At 48.6% G+C, this 24,166-nt stretch carries 19 protein-coding genes; 1 reads left to right on the top strand and 18 read right to left on the bottom strand.

Annotation, left to right across the window (positions count from 1 at the left end; all coding sequences use genetic code 11):
- Nucleotides 1-217: 217 nt before the first annotated feature.
- The 17 genes from J7E85_RS30040 to J7E85_RS29960 all read right to left on the bottom strand — a co-directional run bounded on the left by J7E85_RS30040 (nt 218) and on the right by J7E85_RS29960 (nt 22,493).
- The gene (locus J7E85_RS30040; RefSeq protein WP_215163668.1) at nt 218-1,504 is read right to left on the bottom strand and encodes a Gfo/Idh/MocA family protein; all 1,287 of its coding nucleotides are present in this window, start codon (nt 1,502-1,504) and stop codon (nt 218-220) included.
- 28 nt (nt 1,505-1,532) lie between these two features.
- Nucleotides 1,533-2,420: a carbohydrate ABC transporter permease gene (locus J7E85_RS30035; RefSeq protein ID WP_076323292.1), complete on the bottom strand. Its 888-nt coding sequence runs from the start codon at nt 2,418-2,420 to the stop codon at nt 1,533-1,535.
- 20 nt (nt 2,421-2,440) lie between these two features.
- Nucleotides 2,441-3,331, bottom strand: coding sequence for an ABC transporter permease (locus tag J7E85_RS30030; RefSeq protein ID WP_215163666.1), 891 nt, complete (start codon nt 3,329-3,331; stop codon nt 2,441-2,443).
- 82 nt (nt 3,332-3,413) lie between these two features.
- Nucleotides 3,414-5,138, bottom strand: a complete 1,725-nt coding sequence (locus tag J7E85_RS30025) for an extracellular solute-binding protein (protein WP_215163664.1) — start codon at nt 5,136-5,138, stop codon at nt 3,414-3,416.
- 119 nt (nt 5,139-5,257) lie between these two features.
- Nucleotides 5,258-6,601 (bottom strand): response regulator, encoded by a 1,344-nt coding sequence (locus J7E85_RS30020; RefSeq protein WP_215163662.1) that lies wholly within the window; start codon nt 6,599-6,601, stop codon nt 5,258-5,260.
- The gene (locus tag J7E85_RS30015) at nt 6,586-8,349 is read right to left on the bottom strand and encodes a sensor histidine kinase (RefSeq protein WP_215163660.1); all 1,764 of its coding nucleotides are present in this window, start codon (nt 8,347-8,349) and stop codon (nt 6,586-6,588) included. Before J7E85_RS30015 ends, J7E85_RS30020 begins: the two co-directional genes overlap by 16 nt.
- Nucleotides 8,350-8,547: 198 nt before the next feature.
- Nucleotides 8,548-8,997: a DUF1569 domain-containing protein gene (locus tag J7E85_RS30010; protein WP_215163658.1), complete on the bottom strand. Its 450-nt coding sequence runs from the start codon at nt 8,995-8,997 to the stop codon at nt 8,548-8,550.
- A gap of 157 nt (nt 8,998-9,154) precedes the next feature.
- Complete coding sequence (locus J7E85_RS30005; RefSeq protein ID WP_251036150.1) at nt 9,155-9,565, bottom strand: hypothetical protein; 411 nt, start codon at nt 9,563-9,565, stop codon at nt 9,155-9,157.
- 283 nt (nt 9,566-9,848) lie between these two features.
- On the bottom strand, nt 9,849-10,496 hold the full coding sequence (locus tag J7E85_RS30000; RefSeq protein ID WP_215163654.1) for an RNA ligase family protein: 648 nt from the start codon (nt 10,494-10,496) through the stop codon (nt 9,849-9,851).
- 14 nt (nt 10,497-10,510) lie between these two features.
- The gene (locus J7E85_RS29995) at nt 10,511-11,470 is read right to left on the bottom strand and encodes an AAA family ATPase (RefSeq protein ID WP_215163652.1); all 960 of its coding nucleotides are present in this window, start codon (nt 11,468-11,470) and stop codon (nt 10,511-10,513) included.
- A 153-nt stretch (nt 11,471-11,623) separates the two neighbouring features.
- Entirely contained in the window at nt 11,624-12,754 is a 1,131-nt protein-coding gene (locus J7E85_RS29990) for a GntR family transcriptional regulator (RefSeq protein WP_215163650.1), read from the bottom strand.
- A 119-nt stretch (nt 12,755-12,873) separates the two neighbouring features.
- Complete coding sequence (locus J7E85_RS29985; protein WP_215163648.1) at nt 12,874-14,466, bottom strand: extracellular solute-binding protein; 1,593 nt, start codon at nt 14,464-14,466, stop codon at nt 12,874-12,876.
- A 65-nt stretch (nt 14,467-14,531) separates the two neighbouring features.
- Nucleotides 14,532-15,428 carry a carbohydrate ABC transporter permease gene (locus tag J7E85_RS29980; RefSeq protein ID WP_215163646.1) on the bottom strand — a complete coding sequence of 299 codons (897 nt, stop codon included), beginning with the start codon at nt 15,426-15,428 and terminating at the stop codon, nt 14,532-14,534.
- Between the two features lie 38 nt (nt 15,429-15,466).
- Entirely contained in the window at nt 15,467-16,426 is a 960-nt protein-coding gene (locus J7E85_RS29975) for an ABC transporter permease (RefSeq protein WP_215163644.1), read from the bottom strand.
- Nucleotides 16,427-16,840: 414 nt separating this feature from the next.
- Nucleotides 16,841-20,083: a PQQ-binding-like beta-propeller repeat protein gene (locus tag J7E85_RS29970; RefSeq protein ID WP_215163642.1), complete on the bottom strand. Its 3,243-nt coding sequence runs from the start codon at nt 20,081-20,083 to the stop codon at nt 16,841-16,843.
- A 550-nt stretch (nt 20,084-20,633) separates the two neighbouring features.
- Nucleotides 20,634-21,539: a DMT family transporter gene (locus J7E85_RS29965; RefSeq protein WP_215163640.1), complete on the bottom strand. Its 906-nt coding sequence runs from the start codon at nt 21,537-21,539 to the stop codon at nt 20,634-20,636.
- A 147-nt stretch (nt 21,540-21,686) separates the two neighbouring features.
- A complete protein-coding gene (locus tag J7E85_RS29960; RefSeq protein WP_215163638.1) occupies nt 21,687-22,493 on the bottom strand; it encodes a helix-turn-helix domain-containing protein in 807 nt (268 codons plus the stop codon).
- A 134-nt stretch (nt 22,494-22,627) separates the two neighbouring features.
- Here J7E85_RS29960 and J7E85_RS29955 point away from each other — a divergent pair, with 134 nt between their 5' ends.
- Nucleotides 22,628-23,434: a phytanoyl-CoA dioxygenase family protein gene (locus J7E85_RS29955; RefSeq protein WP_215163637.1), complete on the top strand. Its 807-nt coding sequence runs from the start codon at nt 22,628-22,630 to the stop codon at nt 23,432-23,434.
- 104 nt (nt 23,435-23,538) lie between these two features.
- On the opposite strand, the gene J7E85_RS29950 is transcribed toward J7E85_RS29955, so the two are convergent.
- Nucleotides 23,539-24,078, bottom strand: a complete 540-nt coding sequence (locus tag J7E85_RS29950) for a GrpB family protein (protein WP_215163635.1) — start codon at nt 24,076-24,078, stop codon at nt 23,539-23,541.
- Nucleotides 24,079-24,166 lie beyond the last annotated feature (88 nt).

Here is a 24,166-nt window from a genome sequence, read left to right as displayed (position 1 = left end):
ATCGGATAGAGCAAGCTTTCAAAAAATTCGGCTACATTTCGGAAGCGGCTCGGGTTGTGTCCTTTACGGAGTGCTCCTTCATGATTCATATTCCTGCCGATCTATTTGTTCCATTATCAAGCACTAGGTTTATTTTATCATAGCCAGCCACTTGGCGTTGTGCCTTAGAATACAAAACAAGCCCGATTGCACAGCAATCAGGCTTGCGATCTACACATTATTTTCCGGACATCGTTCTTACTTGCGTGCTGAACTGCTGCTCAAATTCCTTTATCGAGATGATGCTTCCATCTACTCTCGACTGCTCAGCGGCAAACGCCATCAGATGACTTTGAACGGAACGGCTAGCCGAAGTCAGCCCTTGATGGCTTCCCCCTGTCCGCACCAGCCTCAGAAAATCCTTGATCAGGCCCATATCACCGCCGCCGTGCCCGACATGCCCGCCCCTATCCGCAAAAGATATTCGCTCGATCTTGCCGCTGCCAAAGTGAATGATCTCAATTTCATTCTTCTCCATGGCTCCGCGGATCTCCCCGCGGGTTCCCATCAGCTTAATCGTGCGGCTGACATCTCGCGTAAACGCACTCATCGTAAATGCGGCCGTGACGGTATTGGCAAATTCCAGATTGACGACCTGATGGTCCACCACGTCATTATCGCAATGGTATACGCAGCGGCCATACGGCCCCTCGAGCAACGCCTTATAACGGGCATCATAACTCATATCATCACTGATCGCCGACGTTGGCCAATTCGTATCCTCTGTCAAATATAGATCCGGCGCATAATAGAGGCACTGGTCCGAGACCGGGCATCCGTCCAGACAGCGCTTGGGTGCGCCTTCCGGTGCTTGCGCAGCCGTAAAATGGCTCAGCGAACCGAAAGAGGATACCCGAAGGCATTCGGAATCGGCAAGCCAGAGCAAAATATCGAGATCATGACAGGACTTGGCGAGAATCATCGCGCTAGAGTCTTCCTTACGACGCCAATTCCCCCGCACAAAGCTGTGCGCCTGATGCCAATAGCCCACGTTCTCGTTATGCTGGATGGACATCAATTGGCCAATGGTCTCACGCTCCAGCAGTTCCTTTAAAGTCGTGAAAAACGGCGTATACCGCAGCACGTGACAGATCGAAAACACCAGTCCGGCCTGCGAAGCCATCTCACCCATCTTGATGCACTCTTCGGGATCCGGTGACATCGGCTTCTCCAGCAGCACATGGTAACCGGCTTCAAGCGCCCGCATCGTTGGTTCGAAATGCTGCTTATCCTGGGTGCATATCAGTACCGCGTCCGCGAGCTTGGGCCCTGCAAAGAAATCATTCCAATTCTCGAAGCACGCTGCATCTTCAATGCCATGCCTAGTTTTAAACTGTTCCCTCCGCTGCTGATTCGGTTCCGCGACGGCAACCACCTCAAGCTCATGAGGGTGCAGCAGGGCATATTCCATATAATTGATGCCTCGCAGTCCTGCTCCGATAAGGGCAACCTTAACCTTATTCATCCGACTCTTCTCCTTTTTTTGTAAGCACTTATTCTTTGACGCTTCCGACCGTCATCCCTTTGACAAAATACTTCTGCAGGAACGGATACACGACCATGATCGGCAGCGCGCCCATGAATATTTGGGCAGTCCGGAGCGTTTTCTCACTCAAATTTTCCATCGCCTTGATCTGCTCGATCGATATCGAAGTCATTTGGGAGTTGATTGACATGATGAGTGTAGACAAATAGGTTTGCAGCGGATATTTATCCGGCGAATTCAAGTATAGAATTCCGTCGAACCAAGCATTCCAGTGTCCCACGATGGTAAACAGGCCGATCGTTGCAATGGACGGCAGCGAAACCGGCAGGTAGATACGCCATAATATTCGCCAGTGTCCGGCGCCGTCAATCGTTGCCGCCTCCTCCAGCTCCTTCGGAATCGTTCTGAAGAAGTTCAACATCAGCACCATGTTCCATACATTGAGTGCCCCAGGCAGAATCAGAGCCCATACGGAGTCAATCAAGCCGGTATTCTTCACGATCATGTAAGTGGGAATCAAGCCCCCGCCGAAAAACATCGTAATGGCAAAAAACCACACGTACGGTGTTCGGAACTTAAATTGATGATTTGATTTTGATAAGGGATACGCGGTGATAAATACCAAAAACATATTCACTGCCGTTCCTAACACCACCCGCGTTAGCGAAACCCGGAACGATCGAAAAAACTCGACCTTTTCGCCTAAGTAACGGTAAGCATCCAGGTTAAAGCCGACCGGCCAGAGCCTCACTTCCCCCGCCATCGCTGCTGTATTCGAGCTTAACGAAATCGAGAGCAAATGAATGAACGGAATGATACCGAGCAAGGTGATTGCGGATAGAACCAGCGTATTCACGATTACAAACAGCCTTCTGCTGATCGTTGGTTTGTGCATTTTCCTACCTCCACTCCAGCCTAAAAGATCCGATAATTGTTATATTTATAAGCCGCATAGTACGTCACAGCCACGAGAGCCAGAGAGATGACGGATTTAAAGAAGCCGACCGCGGCGGCAGGTCCGAATTGCTGACTGAACATTCCGAGCCTATAGACGAAGGTATCGATAATATCCGCCCCCTCATAAACCGTCGGGTTGTACATAATCAGAATCTGTTCGAAACCGGCGTTGAGAATGCCGCCAAGACTTAATACACCCAGCAGGATGAGAATCGGTGCCATGCCCGGGAGCGTGATATGAATCATCTGCTTCCATCTTCCCGCTCCGTCTACTTCAGCAGCTTCATACAGCGTTGCATGGATTCCGGTAATGGCTGCGAGCATAACAATCATGTTATAGCCCATGCCTTTCCATACGTCCGAACCGATGATAATCCCACGGAACCAGTGGTTATCCAGCATGAACATGATCGGTTCCATATCCAGTGAGCCCAGCAACCCGTTCACCGGACCATTCAAGGAAAACAATTCGATGATGACGCCGCCAAGCACCGTCCAGGACAGAAAGAATGGCAGGAAGATGGCGGATTGGATAAAACGCGAGAACCATCTTCGGGTGACTTCGTTGAGAAGCAGTGCCAGAATCAGAGGCACCAGTAAAAATAAAATCATTTTAAATACGGAAATGACAATGGTGTTCCACAGTACCTGCTTGAAATCGGGCAGCTCAAATACATATCGGAAATTATCAAAGCCCACAAAATCCGAGCGGAAGAACCCGGCCAGCGGCTCAAACTGTTGAAAAGCCATCACTAGGCCGGCCATAGGTCCATAAGCATAAATCAACGTGACGATAACTCCAGGCAGCAGCATCAAATGCAGCAGGTATTCTTTTTTTAGCGTTCTCACAGATGAACCTCCCCGTCCATTTAAAACGGGAGGAATCTGCCAACTTCCTAAAGGCACATCCTCCCGTTCCATCATTCAAAGATTATTTGGCACTCTGCTGGCCGTACCAATCGTTGACCTCTTGCGTAATCTGATCGCCGCCAAGCGACTTCCAGCTCTGAACGAATTTATCGAATTCATCCAGCGAAGCCCCCATGACGATCTTGGTGAAGGTTTCCTGCATCAGTTTATCGAGTTGGGATCCCTTCTCCACTTGCGTTGCCGTGGGAAGGCCGTAGAATTCATTAATCACATAAGCCTGACTCTCTTTGATTTGCCGCGTCTTTCCCCAGCCGCCGTCTTTTGCCGCCCGACTGAAATACTGGCCCCAATTTACGCCTTTCGAGGCATCTGCGGTATTACCTGCAAGGTAATCCTTCGTTGCTTTGAAGACGTCCGCCACATTTTTGTAGTTCTCGTCATCCAGCGTAATTTCCGATTGGTTCGCGTCAAGCGCTTTGTTAACTTCCGTATAGATCGTATCGATTTGGGCCGGATTATAAATTCGTGGAACGAACCAATTGTATACATATCCTTTTTCTGCTTTATTCTGATCCATGTACTTCTTGTTGCCCACCTCGATGTAGAAGTTGATCATCTTAATGGCGGCTTCCGGATTCTTCATTTTATTGTTCACGACCACGAGCTTGTTGCTGCGGATCTTGGGAACCATGGATTTGCCGGGTCCATCCAGTCCAGGAATCTGAAGGGCAATCCATTCTGCCTTAGGATCTTTATCGACATTGAGATTCAATGGCCAGTTCGGATACCACCATTCCCCGTAGGAAATGCCGACCTTGCCTGCGGTAATATCTTCAACGGACTTGTTCTCGTCCTTCAAGGCAAATTCTTTATCCAGAATCCCCTCCTTGTACCAGGACTGCAGCTTGCCAAGCGCGGTCTTTACTTCCGGTTGAATGAGTCCAGGTATAAGCTTGCCGCTGTCGTTCTTAATCCAGGCCGATTGGTTGTCCCCGATGGACGGGTATGCGCCAAATCCATTGAAGAAACCTCTCAGGTCAAAGCCCCAGAAGAACAGATTCTTCTGCATCGCGATACCGTATGTGTCATTTTCACCGTTTTGGTCGGGATCCTGCTGTACAAAGGCCTTTGCAACCTGTTCCAGCTCATCCATGGTTTGCGGCGGCTGCAAATTCAGGTTGTCGAGCCAGTCCTTGCGGATCCAGAGCAGTTGGGTCGACAGGAACGGATCCTCAAATCCGGGAATCGCGAGCAGTTTTCCTTCTGACGTAAACGTCTTCATCGCAAAGCCGCCGTCAGACTCCATGTATTTTTTCAGTGCTGGCGAAGCGTAGTCGTTGTAAGCTTGGGTAAGATCGGCAAGCATACCCTGCTTCTTCAGCTTCTCGAAGTTCTTCTGATCCAGTTCCATAATATCCGGCAGGTCCGCCGAAGCCATGGCTAATGAAAACTTTTGCTCGAACTGGCTGGAAGGCACCGTCCATTTGTACTGAACCTCAATGTTCAGCATGTCTTTGAGATCTTTAAAGTAAGCATTCTGTTCAGGTGTAATCCCCTGAGGCGTCCGCGGGTCTTCCGGCGGATTGTAGCCGAGCACTTGCGTGACCGTTACCGTTTCAGGATATTTACCGAGAGGTTCAGGTGGTGCGGTATTGTTTTTTGCATCCTCGGTAGAGGATTTAGCCGGCGTCCCTTCAGATTCTTTTACCTGATTCGAGCATGCAGCCATTACCGAAAGCGTCATCGTGCTAATCAACATCATCTTCGCTAGCTTGATCCATCTCATGATTGCGTCCCCCTTTATCTGGCATAATCTTCATATCTGTGCTGCTTACGTCTCATTATAGATGCCGCCCGAAAGCGCTATCAATTTTAAGTTTTTTACATCGCTTTTACTTTTTTTACTTATTGGGTATTTCGGTATTCCTGAGGGGAAACCCCCATCTTTTTTTTGAAAAATGTAGCGAAATACGAAGGAGATTCGAATCCGAGCCGAGTGGCAATCTCCTGCAATTTCATATTCGTATGCAACATCAGATGGAGCGCCCCCTCCAGCTTCTTCGCCTGGATATACTCCAGCAGGTTGTGTCCTGTCAGCTGCTTGTAGTAGCGCGAAAGATAGGAAGGGTTAAAATGGACCTCCTCCGCAATGGCGGTCAAGGAGACATCCCCGGATAAATGCTCCATGATATATTTATGGATCCGATCGATCACGTCGAATTTCATGTCATCCTGCCTGAAGCGGTCATAATCTTGGTTCGTTTCCTCAAGTTCTTTAGCCTTTTCGATGTTCACAATGACCATATTTTGACCAAGCGCAGCCCTGCTCTGCAGCATGGATCGTAAAATATCAAGCTGCTGCCCCGAGGTATACCACTTATCATGCAGATTGCCCGAGATCCCGAAAGAAACATAAACGCCAAGCAGTTCTTCACATTCATTCTGAACCAGCTCCAGAATGCCTCTCATATAAGACATAACCCCATGCCAATGAAGCTCATTTTCCTGCGCATCACCGCGAAAACGATCCCGAAGCTCCACGTCCGGCTGCAGCAGCCATACCTGTAAGGCATCGTCCAGAATAGCATGCTCACATGCAAATGAATTGGGCAAATCGTTGATAAACGTCATCTGAACAGCTTGCGCCACATCCTTTGTTTTCGTCTCCGACGCACCGTCGATCCTTCCCAAGATAAAGAATGCCGGCTGGTCTACATCGATGCTGAACTCCACTTCTTCATAACGGGACTCGGACAGCAGAGAACGGGCGGCTTCTCCATTCAATACCTTTCGTATCAGCTCCCGTTTCAGCAAAGGTTCGGCGATTTGAAAATGCACCTTTGCCTTTTCCGCCTGGATTCTGCGACGGTTTTCCTCATCAAGTTTAGATGACGCCACTTGGACAGCTTGGAAAATCGGATCGATCCCTTCGGTCTTCAGGATGTAGTTATCCACGTTTTTGCGCAGTGCTTCATACACATAATCAAATTCACTATAGCCGGTCAGGAAAATGATTCGGCAATGCGGCCAATAGTATGTAATTTCATCAATCAGCTGCAGCCCGTTCTTTTGGGGCATTCGTATATCGCTGACCAGGATGTCCAGCTTCACTCTCCTGGCAATCTCTAGCGCTTCTTTGGCGGAATAAGCTTTGCATACATCCAGTTCCAATTGCGTTTGCTCCTGAAAAAGCTGAACCAAGCCGTTAACGATGACAGGTTCGTCGTCCACGATCAACAGTCTGTACATGATGATGCCTCCTCTATCCCATCGATGATAATGATCAGATCCACCTTTAATCCGCCATAGGCGCTGCGTGAGATGAATAATCCGCTTCCAAGCCCATATTTAAGCTGAAGCCGGTTGTTCACGTTGATCAATCCTGTTTTTTCAATATGCTTCGAATCCATAGCCAGCCTGTCCTGCAAACACTGCAGCATCTCATTCGTTAGCAGCTTCCCGTTATCCTCCACCGTGACACGCAATTTGCCTTCCCGGTAATCGCTGCTAATATATAATTTCCCCTCCTCCATACCGTCTTCGAACGCGTGCTCAAACGCATTCTCCACGATAGGCTGTATGATGAGTCTCGGAACGGTTATGGACGGCGGGATGTCCGAAATTTCCTTATGCTCATATGCAATCCGGTTCGAGAAGCGGATACCTTGAATGTCGCAGTAATCCAGTGCATGCTTGTATTCCTTATAGAAAGGCACCTCGTCGGAGCCGCTTCTCGTGATGTATTGATAGTAGCTTCCCAGCTTTTGCGAGAGCTCCGCCGCGCTATCCGCGTCTCCAACCTTGCACATCATATAAATATTAAAAAAGCTGTTATATAGAAAATGCGGATTGATCTGAGACTGCAGCTGCTTCAGCTGCGAGTGCTGAAGTGCTATTTTTTGCTCATAGTTTTCCTCAATCGAATGTTTGAGCTTAAACGCCATCCTGTTGAACCCGTTAAATACGTAATGAAACTCATCTTTGCTTCTGGACTCGATCATGATATTCAAATTATCGGTTTCGATCATATGAAAGGCTTTAACAAGCTTTGACAGTGGCCTGTGGATCATCAGATTGACCGAGAACGAATAAAGCACCATGACGATCACCGCCAGAATAAACAACGTATAAAACCATGTAATGAATTGGCTTAAAGGCCGCGTGATTTCATTCTGGTTCACATACATGACCAAGGACAGATCCAGCGCGCTAACTTCATTCTCGATGATAAAATAGTCTACACCATTCAGCTCCCCCGTCCCCGGCACACTTTGCTCCGGGCTGGGATTGTCCAGAATATGGCTCAAAATCTCGGATGACTCATCGGCCCGCAGAGCTGTCGTTAATATGGTCCCCCCTTCTTTACTCCCGAGTAATACTTCGGATTCCGGATACAGCTTGGCGATTTCGCTTAAAGCCCCCAGCAGCTTGGATCGGGAAATTTCGATGTAGGACCAGATGCCGCCGTTGTTTTCGGTTTCAATCAGAAAAATCCGGTCGCCGCTTCTATAAAAAGAAGGCTTGGGCATAACCGTCATCATGGAGGAGATCAGTTCCATTTCCTTATTCGGCGTATTGGTCACGCCCGTTGTGGTCGAGATCGTTTTTCCTATATCCTTCACGTAAACCCCCGCGTTCACGATGTACTCACTGGATACCATGAGGGTTGCCAGCCGATCCCTGACCTGATCAATCAGCTCCACCTCGCCATAGTCCTCAAGCATACTGCCCCGAAAGCTCAGCTTCTGCAGATCCTTGTCATTTAGCAGCTGCAGCTGCAAATTCCGAATAAAATACATCTCTTTATCGAGCTGCTTGGAATAGAAGGATGCGCCGGCCGTAGCGGAGTTCAAGAGGGACTCCTTCGTAACGGACATCCCCTTATAATTCAACCAAATATTCATCGAGATGAGAGGAAGTAATAGTAGAATAAAAACAATGACGATTTTCTGGTACACAAACCATTTCGATGCTTTGCCCGGAGCTTGAAGTTTCATGCTTTCCCCCCATTTGGTATCAACCGATCTATCATCATCTAGTATAGGGGGGCCAGCCGACATTACAACGAATTATTTTTACATTTTTAGGTGTGAACATGACAGGCATGAGTTCCAGGCATAGAAAAAAGCCCCGCTGAGGGGCTTTAGATTGTCGAGAAATACGGGGTATTTTTGCATCATTACTGCATAGGTTTCTTACACGCCGAACTGTTTCAAATGATGGTCCAGATGCTTGTATAACCCTTTTCCCCATTGCTCCGGGGTCAGTTTACCGAAGAATGAATGGGGATGCGTGGTACATCTCTCAGGTCCGTTCTTTTGGAACGCTATGATTTTTTCCTTCAATCGTGCTCTTTCCGTTTCAAATTCTCTTGGATCCGCAATCATAATATCCGGAATGGTAGACATATTGCGGGGTAACGGTTTGTCATTATAAAAAACGGGCTTCGCGAAATTCCCTACCAATACACCTAACCAGCCTCTTGGCGGGTTTGTGATGCCCATGGCTATGTCTTGGAACGCAGAGCAGTGAGCCAGCATTTGGGCAACATCCATTTTTCCCCATAACGGTTGTAATTGAGAGTTTAATGTGTCGATTCGGTTTAATATTTGGGTCATATCCAATTGATTGAACATACTATTCATGATTGATTGCCTCTCCCTATAATAAAATCCATGTCTAAACACCTGATTACATTATAGCCGGCCCATCTTCGGGACATTTCTTCTTGATTGCTTTCTTGATTTAATATTTTAAAAGAAGAATTAATATCATTAGATAAACCTCTCATACAGCGTTCCGCTACATCCACCTCATAAAAAATCCCTTTGATATCTTCACATGACGTTCTTGTGCCCATGTTTCCAGCTGCCTGATCCCTTCCGCCTGCTCCTCCGCGAACGCAAAACATAGCTTTAGGGGTACGATTTTACGCCCTTTCGGCTTGATCCCGATTACCCGCTTCTTGTCATCATTGATCAATAAACATGCTACAGCTTCAGCGTTTATTTCTGTACCGTTTATAACAATTCCATCTTGATGCATTTCCATCACACTTAGCTTCTTCACGTAGGTTCTATATACGGTGATGACGAATATGGCGGAGAAAAGAACCAACCATACAATCCATACATAATAAAAGATGTCCTTTTCTTCATGGCCTCTTATTATGTTCCCAAGAAGAATAGCGATTAAAATCAACATCGAAATCATCAATCTGCCCCCTGACGGAGCAGAAACTCGAAACATCCTCTTCTTATTCATCTTATCTCCTATCTTGGAATCATGATGGTTCTATTTTTCATCCTTATGTATAGGTTCATTATACTTGAACTAACAAAATATGGTAACCAATATGTACAAAAACAATAAAAAAAGCCCCGATTTCAGCGGCAGCTCGTGTCTAAGGTTTCACATCATCTCATATAAAAAGCAATCTGGAATTACATGATCAACACCTCATTTTCTTTCTAAAAATTATTAAGAATTATTCATTCTAACTGTTTGACTCCCCAGAAGCCAAACGATTCGGTTCGATCGGTTTGCTTAGCCAATGCTCGTCGGTCTGTACGTGATTCTTGCGCACAAACTTGGCAACGCTGCGCTTAAAATCGCCATAAGCGAATGAGGAAGCCAGCCGAACCACATAACCTTCCTGTTCCCCTCCACAGTTTGACTGCTTCGTGTAACATGCTTTGGCAGCAGTCTCGTTCCAGATTCCCCGGTACAAGACAGGAACCGTTACAAGCCCCAGACGTTCCGCCCAAGCCTCCGTCTCGTCCCATGACAGGCAGACATTATACTCATTCCACACCGAAAACAGCATGTAATAGGCAGGCAGCGCCGAATACGAAAGTGAATGCTTGGCGTATACGTTTTCCCCGCAGAGACGATATCCTTCCGGAATCAAAAACTGGATGCCACCATGCAGCGTCTTCACATAATGACGGGAAGGATGATCCTTGCTGTCCAGAGATCTGGCATGGATGAAATTGGGGTACATCGTGGTGTTCTCCCCGTCCATTTTCTCGGTAATAACAACTTCCTGCCCCGTAAAATGGTCAGTACTCCGTAAAATCTTATCGTCATCCGTATAACCTCTGGACCATGGCAAATGCATCGTTTTGGGATATTTCATTTTCATCGTTGTTCACCTCCTTATTTGCCGAAGGTATCGGCTTCCACGAAGAAATACAGCTCGGCCAGCACATCTTCGCCTAACAAATGATAGATTTTGGATGCCCCGCCATCTCCTCCATGCAAAATTTCCATATGAAAGCTCACAAGTTGAACGACGTGCTGAATAAATGCATCATCATAACCGAGGTCCTTCAATGTATGGCAGGTTATGCTTGCCGATACATGCTCGTGCCCATAGTAGGAATAGTACCCTCTTGCCTGCTTCCATACTTTGCAAAACGGCTTGCCCGCGTCATGGAACAACGCTGCTAATTGCATAGCAAGCAAATGCTCGCCTTCATAGAAAGCATTGATATATTCCAGCACGGCAAACGTGTGCTCCGACAACGTTTTGGAATGAAACGGATTCTCCTGATCATATCCCAGCATCACGTTGAAATAGGGAGATTGGGACAAGTAGCCAAATAACTCATCATGACCCGGTTTGCGTGTTAGCAGCACTTCCAGTTCTTCTCTTGTAAACTGAGTTTCGCCCTGCTCATGAACGAGATGCAGTTCGCTGAATCCTTCGCCCCTGACAGGAAATTCAAGATTCTTGGCAAATTTCATCATGATCTTCTCATCGAGCCGGCGTTTTCGTCCCTTGACTCTTTTCAGAGCCACTTCATATGGGGTTGTGCAGATATGGCACTCCACTGATCTATCGCCAAATCGCTTCAGGAACTTCTGTCTCCGCTCCCGGCTGACATTGGTGGCATCAAATACGACATTTCGTCCGGACGCAAGCACCTGTTCGATCTCGGCGAAAGCTTCGTCAAATACCAGATACGTATTTTTCTGTTTGGATTCGCTGCCGAACAATCTTTCACGGATCGAGTCCGTCGCAACGATGACGGCCTGCTCGCTTTTGCATAATTGTTTGGCATCATAGCTTTTTCCGCTGCCGGGTATCCCGACCAGCATATGAATCGTACACATGTTGATCACCTCCTTTCCTCTAAATAATGTACCATTCTTGCGGAGTATTTGAGTAAGTAGAGAATTTTTATACTCAACTTTTACATGCCTCTAAAAAGGCTGATTGCGCGCAGGTAAAGAGCCCTACCCGGCAATCAGCCTTCATATCAAAATCTACTCAGTGAGTTTCCCTTTTGGAGCAGGAGCGGTTGTATCACGCTCCACCAGCTTGACCGGGATCAGTGTCCGGTCCGGTGTCTGTTTCCCTCTCTCCAGCCAGTTTACAACATGTTCGGCTGCTTGGCGTCCAATCTCGTAAAAATTCTGCTCAACGGTAGTCAGCGGGATCATGACATGCTCTGTGACAGGGTTATTATCAAAGCCTATGATCGATATATCCTCCGGAATGCGGATCCCTCGTTCCAAACACCGGTTCAGCAAGTTGGCAGCGATCAGATCATTTTCCGTCTGAACAGCCGTTACTCCCTCCGCCTGGTAAGAGTTCAGCAGTTCATTATAAAATCGCTCAAAGCCAACCTTCTCCCGATAGTCCTTCATATTCAGCCTGATATAACGGCTATCGACGGGAAGCCTATGGTCCTTCAGCGCTTGGCAGTATCCGAAATAACGATTACGCACCGAAGAGGTCGATTCAATGCTGACCGCTGTCAGAAACGCAATCTTTCGATGACCGAGCTCAATCAGCCTGGATACGGCTTGATAGGAACCGCCCAAATTGTCGGAAACCACCGCCCCTAGCGGCAGGCTATCAAAATATTTATCGATGGTCACGATCGGATAATCTTCAAGGCATAGTCGATGCAGAATGTCGTAGTTCGTCTGATCGTTCCGCGGATACAATATGATGGCCGCGATGCCCTTTCGGGTCAGCATTTCCAGCAAATCCCGTTCTTTCTGGGAATCATAATCACTTTGGTGAATGCTCAAATAGTAGCCGTTCGCGTTGAGCCAGTCCGAAGCTCCGCGAATATATCCCATCGTACCGCGGTCGTCTTCGGAAGGCAGGATAAGCGATATCATTTTTTCTGTTCCAACCAACCGCTGCTCCTGTCCACGTTGCCGAGGTTTGACAAAGCTGCCGCTTCCCTTGACGCGGTAGATAAACCCGTCCCGCTCCAGCTCCTCGAGTGCTCTTCTTGTTGTAATACGGCTCACGCCGAAGGTGGAGCTCAGCTCGGCCTCCGTAGGAAGCTGGGCTTCAGGAGGATAGTGGCCCGAAGAAATTTGCGATTTCAGCTCATCCATAATCACGCGGTACAGCGGAGGTTTATTGTCTTTGGTCAACTTGGTTCTCATCCCATCTTTATCTATTTTCCAGTGTTAATCTTGTCGTACTAAAATTATAGCGTTTGCATCATTGGCATGTAAACCGCTCCTTTCATCCGTTCTTTGCACCATTTCGATTACTTTACATTTGAATAACGTTCATACTGCGCTTTTTTGATTTCCAGATAGCGCTGGGCGCCCATTTTGTCCAGGGTCTTTACGTAGTTATCCCAGTCGGTGTCCAGGTTCGCTTTCCCCGTAACGAATTTCACCCGCATCTCCTCGATATACTTATTAATGTCGGTCAGGATCGCGCTGGTTTGATTGGCTTCGTCATCCGTGGGAACAAAATCCGGCCAAAGCTCTTTGGGCGCAAGCTCATCAAGCTCTGCAGGATCCGCTTTGATTTCGTCAGCCACCGTCGTCCCGCGCGCCGCCATCCGCAAATCGTCGTCAGGCTCAACATATGGATAATAAGCACCATACACGTTATCGACATACTGGAAAGCGCCCAGCTGTACACCGCCCTTGTAGTTTAAAATCTCGTCCTTGTATTTCGGTTTGCCGTCGACCAAGTCGTAGATTTCGCCCTCAAGTCCAAAGGTGGCAAAGTTAATCCCTTCCTCCCCATAGAAGTAATCGATCCACTTGATGGTTTCAACCGGGTATTTGTTTTTGTTAGTTATCACGAAACCGAAGATTCCTTTAGCCGGCGGCCCCAACACCCCTGCGACCTTATCCCCGTTCGGCCCTTCCAGGGCATGAATGCCCACATAGTTCTCCGCTGCATCCTTCCCGATATATCCCGGACCTTCCCATACAAACGAACTAATCAGATTGTTGGAACCGTCCGTAGACCACTTCACATAATCGTAGCCTGTCGTGAAATTTTGCTGGGCCAGCGACCCGTCCTTATACAGATCGCTCATGTAGCGGAGCAGCTCTCTGTACTTCGGATCATTAAACGTCGTCTTGACCTGTCCGTCCGCGTCTTTATATAGATATTGACCGAATGCCTTGGCACCGCCTTCTCCCATACCGAAGCTGCCAGCCAGGAAGCTCTCCAGGAAGGTCCAATAGGAAGATTCGAGCACCCAGCCCAGACGCGAGCTGTCCTTCTCACGCACCTTTTTCAGCGCCTGGCGAAACTCCTCGGTCGTCTTCGGAACATCAAGCCCCGCTTCATCGAGCCAACCCTTGTGGATATACAGGCGAACGGAATTGAACGCTTTCGAGAAATCGACGTAAGGCAGGGCATAAATATGTCCGTCCGACATCGTGATGGCTCCCTTAATATCCGGATTGTCCTTCAGGAGTTTGTTCAAATTCGGCGCATGCTGTTCAATCAGGTCCTCGAGCGGAACAAACAAGCCCTGTTTGCCGTATTTCATCAGCTCATCGGTGCCGAAAGCAATGCGATAGAATGCGTCCGGCAGGTCGTTGGAGCCGAGCATGACATTTTTCCTTTCGGTCACGGCGGAGCCCGCCAGCTCCTCAAATTCGACTTGAATGCCGGACATTTCTTCGTATTTTTGCCACATCCATAATTGATCGGCCGGAGGATGCACATCGGTATATCCGCGCTTAACGATCCTTAACTTGATACTGCCGGGATCTCCGTCCGTTCCGGCTGGTTCCGGCTCCGCCTTTCCTCCCGAACCGCTGCAGGCGGAAAGCGTAAGCGAGAACGTCATCGTTAAGGCAAGCAGAAGCTTCATTCCTTTTCTCATTTCCATATCCCCTCTTTCCATGAGTTATGAGTTCCAAGCGGTAATGACCGCTTCCTATATCGGCTTTATCCTTTGATAGCTCCCACCATGATGCCTTTCTCAAAGAAACGCGACAGCAGCGGATACAACAGCAGCAGCGGCATCGCGGATAATACGACGATCGCATATTTCAGGCCTTCCTTGACCATCATCTGATCCGCATATTCGGCGCCGACCGATATTCCGGCCATTTCCTTGAAGTCGTTCTGAACCAGTATTTCTCTTAAAATCAGCTGCAGCGGAAATTTATTCCGATCCGTCAAATAAATCATGGCGTCAAAATAAGAGTTCCAGTGGCCGACCCCGTAGAACAGGATCATGACGGCAATGATCGGCATGGACAAAGGCAGGACGATTCGGTACAGCATATGAAAATCGTTGCAGCCATCGACATAGGCGCTCTCTTCAAGTTCCACCGGAATCCGGGTCTGGAAGTAGGTTCGCATGATAATCATGTTGTAGGCGCTGATCGCACCAGGCAGAACCAAGGCCCACATCGTATTCAGCAAACTAAGCTCCTTGTTTACCAAATAAAGAGGGATCAGCCCACCGCCGAAAAACATTGTAAAAGCAAACAGCAGCGTAAACAGTCCCTTGCCGTAAAAGCGCTTTCTGGAGAGCGGATAAGCGCCAAATACCGTCATCATAATATTGATTGCCGTCCCGATGAATGCGTACAGGAGCGTATTGGCATACCCTCTCCAGATCTCGCTGTTCTCGAACACTTTGGCATAACTGTCCAGGTTGAAGCCAGCCGGGAACAGCAGCAGCGGCTTGTCCCATATTTGGCGCGGATCGGAAAATGAAGCAAACAAGACAAAGAGAAGCGGGTACAAAATGGCGATGATCACGAGGACGGATAGCACTAAAATGATGATATCGGCCAACTTTTCTCCAGGCGTTCGTTTGATGTTCAGCAGCACTTCTTACGTTCCCTCCTTAATCCTGCACGGACGAGCCTTTACCATAAGCTGGTCTCCCCCGCCTTGCGTGCAACCGCATTGACGATAATCAGGATGATAAAGTTGATCACATTATTGAACAAGCCCACGGCCGCGGAAAAGCTGTACTGGGTGTTAAGCAGCCCGCTCTTGTACATGTAAGTGGAGATCACCTCGGATGTTTCCAGGTTCATCGGGTTTTGCATCAACAGTATTTTCTCAAAGCCGACACTCATGATGCCGCCAGCGCTCAGAATGGACAGGATCACGATGGTTGGAACGATACCGGGAATCGTAATATGCCAAATTCGCCGAAATTTGCTGGCCCCGTCCATATAAGCCGCCTCGTACAGGTCAGGCGAGATGCCCGAGATGGCAGCGCTATAGATAAGTGAAGACCAGCCAACTCCTTGCCATACGCCCGACCAGACGTACAGGTGCCAGAATTTCGATGGCTCTGCCAGATAATCGACCGGTTCTCTCCCCAGGGAAACAAGGATGGAGTTGAAAACGCCATTCGTTGGCGAGATGAAGAAGAACAAAATACCGACCGCGACCACAACCGAAATGAAGTGCGGGGCGTAGGAGATGCTTTGGGCGAATGAGCGGAATTTACGATTTCGAATCTCGTTGAACAAAAGCGCAAGCAAGACTGGAGCGGGAATGCCAACCAGCAGTCCGTATAAACTGATCCAGATGGTATTCTTCAGAATCGTCCAAAAATAATAAGCGTCAAAAAACCGCTCGAAGTGCTCAAATCCGACCCATGGACTGTTCCAAATGCCAAGGCCAGGCATAAAATCTTTGAACGCGATCTGAACGCCGTACATCGGCCAATAATGCCAGATCAAAAAATAAAGCACCGCCGGCGAGATAATGATGTACAGCCCGATATTTCGCTTAAGCTGCCTTTTAATATGCGTCCATTTGTTGGACTTTGGAGCGGGCTGTGGGGATGCCGAGTTTAATCGGGCGTCCATACTTTGTCATGACCTCCCTTTTCTCGATCAAATTGCGTAAGCAAATATTAGCTATGTTAGGCGACTAATATCTGCTTGCTTTGGCAACGCACCACCTCCTTCTCAACTACTTGTATTAACATTTTTGATGTATTCAGTTATTTGTTATAACACATTCTAGTTAGGTTTTATTTTCCAGTCAATATGACATCGAAAAATTGCTACTTTAGATGTATAAACCGTACATTTGTTATGACAAATTTCGACGGTACCTCATTTATTTACGAAATAATCCACTCCATGCGTGTTAGATGAAGCTTCTTGCCTTTGTGAAAAACAAAAACAGCCGCGTGATTCACGCGGCTGTCTGTTTCTAAAATATGGACAATGATTTAGAAGCAAAGTATCGTGTTTTTGACTAACGCTTTCGCCTGCTTACAGATAACCTGCCAGTTTGACAAGCAATTCTGCTTGTTCACCCGTCAGCATTTTGCCGGATTGTGCGCTGACTTCATTGGAAAAGGCGTTCAGCATGCCTTCCTTAGCAGAGGTGTTACCCCTATTCTCGGCCTCTTGGGCACTAAGGAGTTTACTTGACAGCGATTGTGCGAGCCCCGGATCGCTCGCGGCAAAATGCTCTGCAAGCGCGGACAAGCTATCATACGTCACGACCACCTCGAAACGAAAGACCGCTTCCGTTTGATTTCCCGCCAGATCGATTGCCGTTACGGAAATATCATGGGATCCCGGCTCGAAGAAATAGGCAGGACGTTCAATCAATGGACGAAGACAAGGATTGTCAGCTAGCCCGGATAGGCTGTCTTCGACGCTGCACGAAACGTATACGGAGTCGGTTACCGTGTACGTACGCTCACCGGTGAATTCAACGACCGGTGCTGTCTTGTCGATTTGCACCTTCAGTGTCCCGGGAACCTCAGGTACGCCTGAGAAGTTGGTAGCGGAATAGGTGACCGTCGTTACGCCCTCCTTCGTGATTTCAAGCTGAGCCGTATTCCCTTTTACTTTGCTCTTTTCTATCGGCTGTGCCCCTTCTGCGGAGTATTCGATAGAATAGGCACGGTCCGCAGAGATAGACAACGACACATCGGAATTCAACCAGCCGTTCTCGTTGGGAGAAGGCGATTGACTTACCGTTGAGACTGGTGGCGCACTGTCTTTTACCGTAACAAAGAAATCGTCATAATATGCGGTTGCCACATTGTATCTGGAAGTTACTGCAATCAGTTTAGCGTAGGCAGCATTGGCTGGAGCCTTGCCTCTGAGCGTCACTTTCTGCCACTGGGCCAATCGCGATTCATCCAAATGGGTTTCCAAGGTGGAGATGGTCGCGTTATTGCTATCAAAGAATCGGAACATAAAGCCCGGCTGGCCGGATTCAATATAAAGATTCATGCCCGCCGTATATTCCTCTCCCGGGATAACGGGAATCGGATCACTCTGAACGGCAACGGATGCCGTTCTCAGCGTGTCCGTAATCTTCAGGCTGTGCGTTCCCGTGAAACTGCGTTCTGTGCTGAGATCATAGCGGTAACCGTTACCGGGAGCGAATAACGGGCTCCATCCCTTTAATTCCTCTTCGAAGCCCGGATTGGTGACGGGAACTGCCGTATGCGGCGGTTCTTCGACAACCTCTCCGTCAATTTCCATCCGATACAGGATCGTATTGGTCTGCATATCCGTGAAATAGAGGTTCCCATCCGCATGTAAATCGAATCTGGAGGTGTCGGCCAATGTCCGATGCTCCAGCGTTTCTGGGTCAATGACCGTCAGTTTGTTGTTAAACAGTACGTAGAGCAGCCCATCCTCCGACCAGCGCAGCGGGTGATGCGCCCATTGGCTGAAGTTCAAGCTTGGATACACCTTTTTGCTTTTTACTATTTCATAGGTATCGGGATCAATTGCAAAAATGTACTCATAGGATGCCCCCCAGATCAAACCGTCCGGACCGGCGGAAAGATCGCCGATGAATATCGGTTTATCCAATCCCGGAACCCTGAGCGGGAACTCGGTGATTTTTTGCTGCTTCTCCTCATCCCATACAAAGATTTTCGCTTCCGCCTCGGTCGGCTCGGAGCCGAGTCCGCCCCTAATCGTCGTGGAGCCGAACACCTTGCCGTCATGAACCGTGGTGCTAAGCACGCTCTGATTCTGGACGACATTGCGGTGAACGTTAATTTCACCGGTAGCGGTGTCATATACGGTCAGTGAGCCGCCCAAAGTTCCGTAACCGGAAATCGTTGAAATGTACAATTTGCCTTTTGAACTGGAGATATCCACCAGCCTCTCCTGATCATTGCCCAGCACGGCCAATCTCTTCGGATTGTTCATTCCAGGCTCCGTCGATAAATCGAACTCGTACAGTCCGCCCTCCGGATACACGCCCATATACACCTTATTGCCCACGGCATGAACGCTATCGGCCTGGCCGATGCTGAACGGCGTCGTCGTTTTATCCGTCAGATCAACGAGCGAAGAACGCGCCTGCGAGCCGGTGGTGATCAACTCTGTATCGGATACGCTTTTCAATCGGTTTACAACGCCGGGCAGACCGGGAATGACCGGCGGCATCAGGTGTACTTGTTTGGTTTCGATGTTCATGATCGTAACACCGCCGTCATAACGGACGGTAACCAGATTTTTGCCCGGGTATTCCGGATTGTTCGGAAATTCCACCCAATCTACACCACGAAATCCGCTGTTGTACTCCATTCCGGTCAACTCGACTTCATGCGTGGCAAGATCTAACGTTTTCAGCTTCTTGTCGGACATATAATACAGTTTTCCGTCAAGCGAGTCCGTTGCATGCAGCCCCGTTACGTTCTCCAGCACAACATCCAGCCAGCTTTCCGTCTGCGTATCGTAGATAAACGCCTCTCCAGGAATGCCGCTTCCGTCCGTATATCTGGCAAACAAATAACGGTTATCAATCGTGCTCAAGTCATACACGGTGTCTTCCTTAACCGGCAAGGAAGCAGCGATATTCGTCTTCTCACCGGTCGCCAAATTCACGCGTACGATCTGCTTATGTGCGGTACCGGCATATATATTGCCGCCCTGGTATGCGATGGAGCGCACATATTCCTGATCAAGCAATCCGATGACGCGGCCATAATCTTTTGTCTGCTTTGTAGCCGGGTCGTACTGGTACACTTTGCCGCCGGGATAGGTTCCGACATACACACGGCCCTGTTCATCCGTGGTGATGCTGTTAGGGACCGACTGTCCGTCGAACTGTGCAACCTGCACAGGGACATGAGTAACCGGAGAGTAACTCCACAGCCTTGCTCCGCCGCCGTCAGCCGCAAGGAACAATGTTCCGTCCGGTGCCGTGGTATGTGCCCAGGAGCTTTCGGAAGGTCCGATCGGAATGCTCCGCAGCAGTTTATAGTCCTCCAGATCAATGACGTTAAGATGCCCCGGTTTTCCTTTACTGGTCGCGTAAAGCACGTTCCGGCCCTCTTCCTTACCGGTGGTACCGTTGAACACGGCCACCGTATAGTTGTTAGGGACCAGAATTTCTTCCGGTGTCCCATACGTTTTTTGAGCCAGCCTGCTCTTCCCGGAAGCAGCTGCGACACCACCGCCTCCTGAGCATGCCAATATAAAACAAATTACAAGCATCAAGACTTGGTACTTACCACCCTTTCTAAACCTCATAAATAGCCTCCTTAGATTCAATCGTTGTCTTCCCGAAGGATCGTTCCACATGCAGGCGGATCGCAAGCGGGCGTTCAGTCACTGTTTTTGTAAACGGACCTCCTTTACCGATGGATTGATGAGCCCCTTGTAAGTAAAATATAGAACATGATGGGGGCCGTCTGGCCCGTATATTAGGCAAATGCCAAGAAGGTGTCAATCGATATTTATCATGCTTCATTACATTTGTCCCGTTATGGGCCAAAGTGGATTTTGCAAAAGAAGTAGAATAATCGCAGAGTCTTCATCGTATTTTCAAGCTTTTAAACCTAAGAGGAAAATAACAAAACGCAAAGGGATAACGGCAAAAAAGCCGCAATTTTTGCGGCCCGGCGTAAAATAAAGAATCGTATCACTCGCGGTATTATTCCCTCTTTAGGAAACTCTTTATAAATTTCTTCAATTTCATTTATAGCGAAATTTCTGAATAACTTGATTGCTACATATAAAGAAAAACAAGGGGATAAAAAAAAGACTGCCTCTCAGCAGTCCATCTTGTTACTAATGAGTGTTACTTAGGTACAGCAGCAACTCTTTCATTTCGTGTTCGTCCGCCACGATTTGTGATAAATACCCCGGATAAAATAAGAATCAAGCCGATGATGAGGCTCCATCCAATCGGTTCATCCAGCAGTGTATATCCCCAGATCATCGCCGTTGCAGGGACGAGATAAGTGACGGATGTGGCGAACTCGGGGCTCCCTTTCAAGACCATATAATTGAACAGAATATACGCCACGCCAGAACCGAAGATGCCCAGGCCAACAAGAGAACCTATATTGGTAGGCTCCGCGATCTTCGAAAGATCAATCTTTTCCGTAGTAAAAGCGATGATACCGCTCCCTACCATCGCCCCAAGCAGCGTTCCGAACGTTAGCTGATACATACTCAGTCCGCCCAATAAGCGTTTGGATAACTGTGAACCCACGGCATAACACAAAGTAGCACCTATCATCGCTGCAAAGCCAATGAAATCGACAGTAATAAATGATCCGGGGCGAATGCCGAGCAGAATGATCAGACCGACAAGCGCGACCCCCATGCCCATCCATTGAATCCGCCTAAACACGGAGCCGAAGAACACTAAACCAACGAGCATGGTCCAAATCGGCGTTGTTGCATTTAATACCGAAGCCATGCTGCTCGCCAGCCTGGTTTCGCTAAACCCGATTAAGGTCCATGGCAGGGCCATATTGATCATCGCAATCACGACGGTCGGCAGCCAACGAATTTCACGCAGGGCAAACGGCTTCCGCATGATGAGCATGATAATCGTAATGAAGAGAAATCCAAAGGTCGACCGCAGGAAGGCGATCCCCCAAGGGCCGAAATCGTGCAGCAGATTTTTAATGAAAAAGAACGAACCTCCCCATATGAGGCTTAGGAGGATGAGTGCAATATATAAGGATCGTGCCAACTTAATACCTTCTTTCTATATGTGGGACATCCTTATAAGTTAACATCTCATCAGGGAAGTTGTACAGAGCCATTCTTCACGGCACCCTTGCAGGCAGCTTCTTCCCTTAGAATGATTCATGCATAATACTTAAAAGACTGGCAGCATTCATGTAGGCTTACACGCCTGGCGGTACTGCCTCGGTGAAACCCCGTACTGTCTACGAAATTGATCGGCAAAATGATTGTAACTGTTAAACCCGACATCCTGCGCAGCTTCGTTCGCTGTACGGCCGGAATGGATCATCAATAAGGCGGCATGGCGAACCCTCATCTGATTCAGATGCTCCACGATGGTGTACCCCGTTTCTTGCTTGAACAAGTGGGCCAGCCTTGACCCCGATATTCCGATCTCTCGCGATATGGCGTCAATTCGAATATCTTCTTTTAACGAACGGGACAACAGGCCGAGGGTTTGTTCGACCCTGGGATCGAGTTTTTTGTTCGTGCGCTGTGCAAGCAGAAGTAAAATCTCACGCAGCGCGTTCTCGCACAGTGCCTCCCATAGGTCTAACCGGTCCAGCGAATCTTGCAGCACATTCCGAAACGCTAGCTCGACACGCCCTCGGACGCGTTCATCGGGCAGCGTTTCGACCAGGAACTCCTCATGACGCAGCATCCTGTTTTCCGGAAGTCCGGGGTAGTGAATCCATAGGAAGTTCCAGCGCTTCCTTTGGACTGTCCCATACTCATGTGCGATGTTGGCGCGCAGCAGGCCAAGCTGCCCGGGCCCACATCGTTTCTCCCCGGCAGGCGTCCGGACATAGCCCTCTCCATGCAGCGTGTAGACAAGCAGCCAGTCCTGCATCCCGTGAGGACGACGCAGGCGATAAGCATCGTCTTGATCGAAATGGTCGCCGAATATGGTTCCGGTACTTTCTAAGGATATGCCTTCCTGTCCGTCAGGCGTCCGCACAAGCCTCTCCTCCTCTGTACCTCGAATAGCAGAATTCCGGTAGTAATAAGCAGATATCATACTTCCTCTCAAGATAAGCAGACCTTATTCTATTGTCAACAGGAAGAAACAATAATCTTACGGGAGGAATTCCTATGCGAGAGAGGTTAAACGTACTGACGGTAGAGCAGCTGCACAAGTTCGAAACGGAGGGATATTTAATTGTAAAAGGGCTCTTCCACCAGGAGGAGCTGTCGGAAATCGAAGCGACGTTCGAGGAGATCAGCCACACAACCGTGCCCGGCCACTTTGAACCGGTGTTGGATGATGAAGCTGCCGAACCGCTCAAACGTTATCCTCGTGTGATGCATCCTCACCGCTTTAATGCAACCGCCAAAAAATACATGCTGCATAAGCCCGTTATGGAGGTACTGGCCGATTTGTATGGCGAACCAGCACTTGCGGCTCAAAGTATGTTCTATTACAAACCCCCGGGTTCCCGCGGTCAGGCGCTGCACCAGGACAACTTCTACCTGCAGGTCGAGCCGGGCAACTGTATCGCGGCATGGACCGCAATCGACGCGGCTGATGAACAGAACGGCGGTCTGCTCGTTGTTCCGAAAACAAGTGATTATGACCTGGTGTGCCCGGAGGAAGCCGATTCGAACGAGTCATTTACCACTCACTTTGTGAAGCCTCCCAAGGATAGAAAGGTCCTTCCCGCGATCATGGATAAAGGCGATGTGCTGTTCTTTAACGGCAACCTGATCCACGGCTCTTACCGCAACAAATCCCACCGTTTTCGTCGGGCCTTCATCTGCCACTACGCGAACGCATCAGCAGCCAAGATCGGTGCATTCTACCGGCCGCTTTTCCGGGAAGACGGTACGGAGGTCAATCTGGACATCAATCCAAATGGCGGTCCGTGCGGCATCGAATTCGAAACGGCTTATCCCCATTGAGATAAAGGCGGCCAGCGTACATCTTAGAGACGCTGGCCGCCTGATTTTCCATGAATAGAATAGCGTGACTGGCACGTGATGAAATGTCAAACGAACATGAAATCCTAGTCCTCCCACACATTTTGCAGCGGAAGGCCCAGCTCCGTTCTGGCCATGTCCACAATCATCTGAATAAAAGCGGTTTTCTCTCTTGTGTATGCTTCCATGGAGTTTGCGTCCTGGGCAACCTTCCTTTTTATTTCGCCGTGCTGCTCGACAAGCTCCGGATGATTTCGCAAATAATCTCGCAATAAAATTTCATTTCTCGTATGGAATAATTCATCATGCTTCATAAGGTGGACATTATGGGTCCAACTTCCTTCCGTATGCTTGGCGAATAAATATCTTCCATGCATCCCAGTTGAAATATGCTTATAGCTTAAGGGATCGAACCGTGATTCGTAATAAGCGACTGGCTGTAGCAGCGTCAGGCCGACAAAGATATCGATCACCGGCTTGGATGCCTGTCCGGGAATCGCGGTACTCCCCACATGCTCGATTGCTACCGCTTCGGTACCAAGGCTCGATATCAGCGCTTCTTTTTCGGCTTGAAAAGCTCCAGGCCAGCTTTGGTCATATTCTACAATGGTGATGGTATCCTCCATCACGCTCACCTCACTCTGCTTTTAATAATCTGAATAGTTCATGAAAATATGTGAGATTCAATTATATATGACGGATTGTAATATGAAG

This window comes from Paenibacillus sp. ISL-20, from assembly GCF_018613005.1.
GTDB lineage: Bacteria > Bacillota > Bacilli > Paenibacillales > Paenibacillaceae > Paenibacillus_AQ.
The sequence above is the reverse complement of the archived record's forward strand: the minus strand, read 5'-3'. Positions and strand labels throughout refer to the sequence as shown.

Excerpts from the sequence above, each read along its gene's own strand:
- J7E85_RS29950 (WP_215163635.1), bottom strand. The coding sequence starts at position 24,078 with ATGGAGGATACCATCACCATTGTAGAATATGACCAAAGCTGGCCTGGA.
- J7E85_RS30010 (WP_215163658.1), bottom strand. The coding sequence starts at position 8,997 with ATGAATAGTATGTTCAATCAATTGGATATGACCCAAATATTAAACCGA.
- J7E85_RS29970 (WP_215163642.1), bottom strand. The coding sequence starts at position 20,083 with ATGAGGTTTAGAAAGGGTGGTAAGTACCAAGTCTTGATGCTTGTAATT.
- J7E85_RS30015 (WP_215163660.1), bottom strand. The coding sequence starts at position 8,349 with ATGAAACTTCAAGCTCCGGGCAAAGCATCGAAATGGTTTGTGTACCAG.
- J7E85_RS30000 (WP_215163654.1), bottom strand. The coding sequence starts at position 10,496 with ATGAAAATGAAATATCCCAAAACGATGCATTTGCCATGGTCCAGAGGT.
- J7E85_RS29975 (WP_215163644.1), bottom strand. The coding sequence starts at position 16,426 with ATGGACGCCCGATTAAACTCGGCATCCCCACAGCCCGCTCCAAAGTCC.
- J7E85_RS29985 (WP_215163648.1), bottom strand. The coding sequence starts at position 14,466 with ATGAGAAAAGGAATGAAGCTTCTGCTTGCCTTAACGATGACGTTCTCG.
- J7E85_RS30025 (WP_215163664.1), bottom strand. The coding sequence starts at position 5,138 with ATGAGATGGATCAAGCTAGCGAAGATGATGTTGATTAGCACGATGACG.
- J7E85_RS30020 (WP_215163662.1), bottom strand. The coding sequence starts at position 6,601 with ATGTACAGACTGTTGATCGTGGACGACGAACCTGTCATCGTTAACGGC.
- J7E85_RS30040 (WP_215163668.1), bottom strand. The coding sequence starts at position 1,504 with ATGAATAAGGTTAAGGTTGCCCTTATCGGAGCAGGACTGCGAGGCATC.
- J7E85_RS30005 (WP_251036150.1), bottom strand. The coding sequence starts at position 9,565 with ATGATTTCGATGTTGATTTTAATCGCTATTCTTCTTGGGAACATAATA.
- J7E85_RS29995 (WP_215163652.1), bottom strand. The coding sequence starts at position 11,470 with ATGTGTACGATTCATATGCTGGTCGGGATACCCGGCAGCGGAAAAAGC.
- J7E85_RS29955 (WP_215163637.1), top strand. The coding sequence starts at position 22,628 with ATGCGAGAGAGGTTAAACGTACTGACGGTAGAGCAGCTGCACAAGTTC.
- J7E85_RS30035 (WP_076323292.1), bottom strand. The coding sequence starts at position 2,420 with ATGCACAAACCAACGATCAGCAGAAGGCTGTTTGTAATCGTGAATACG.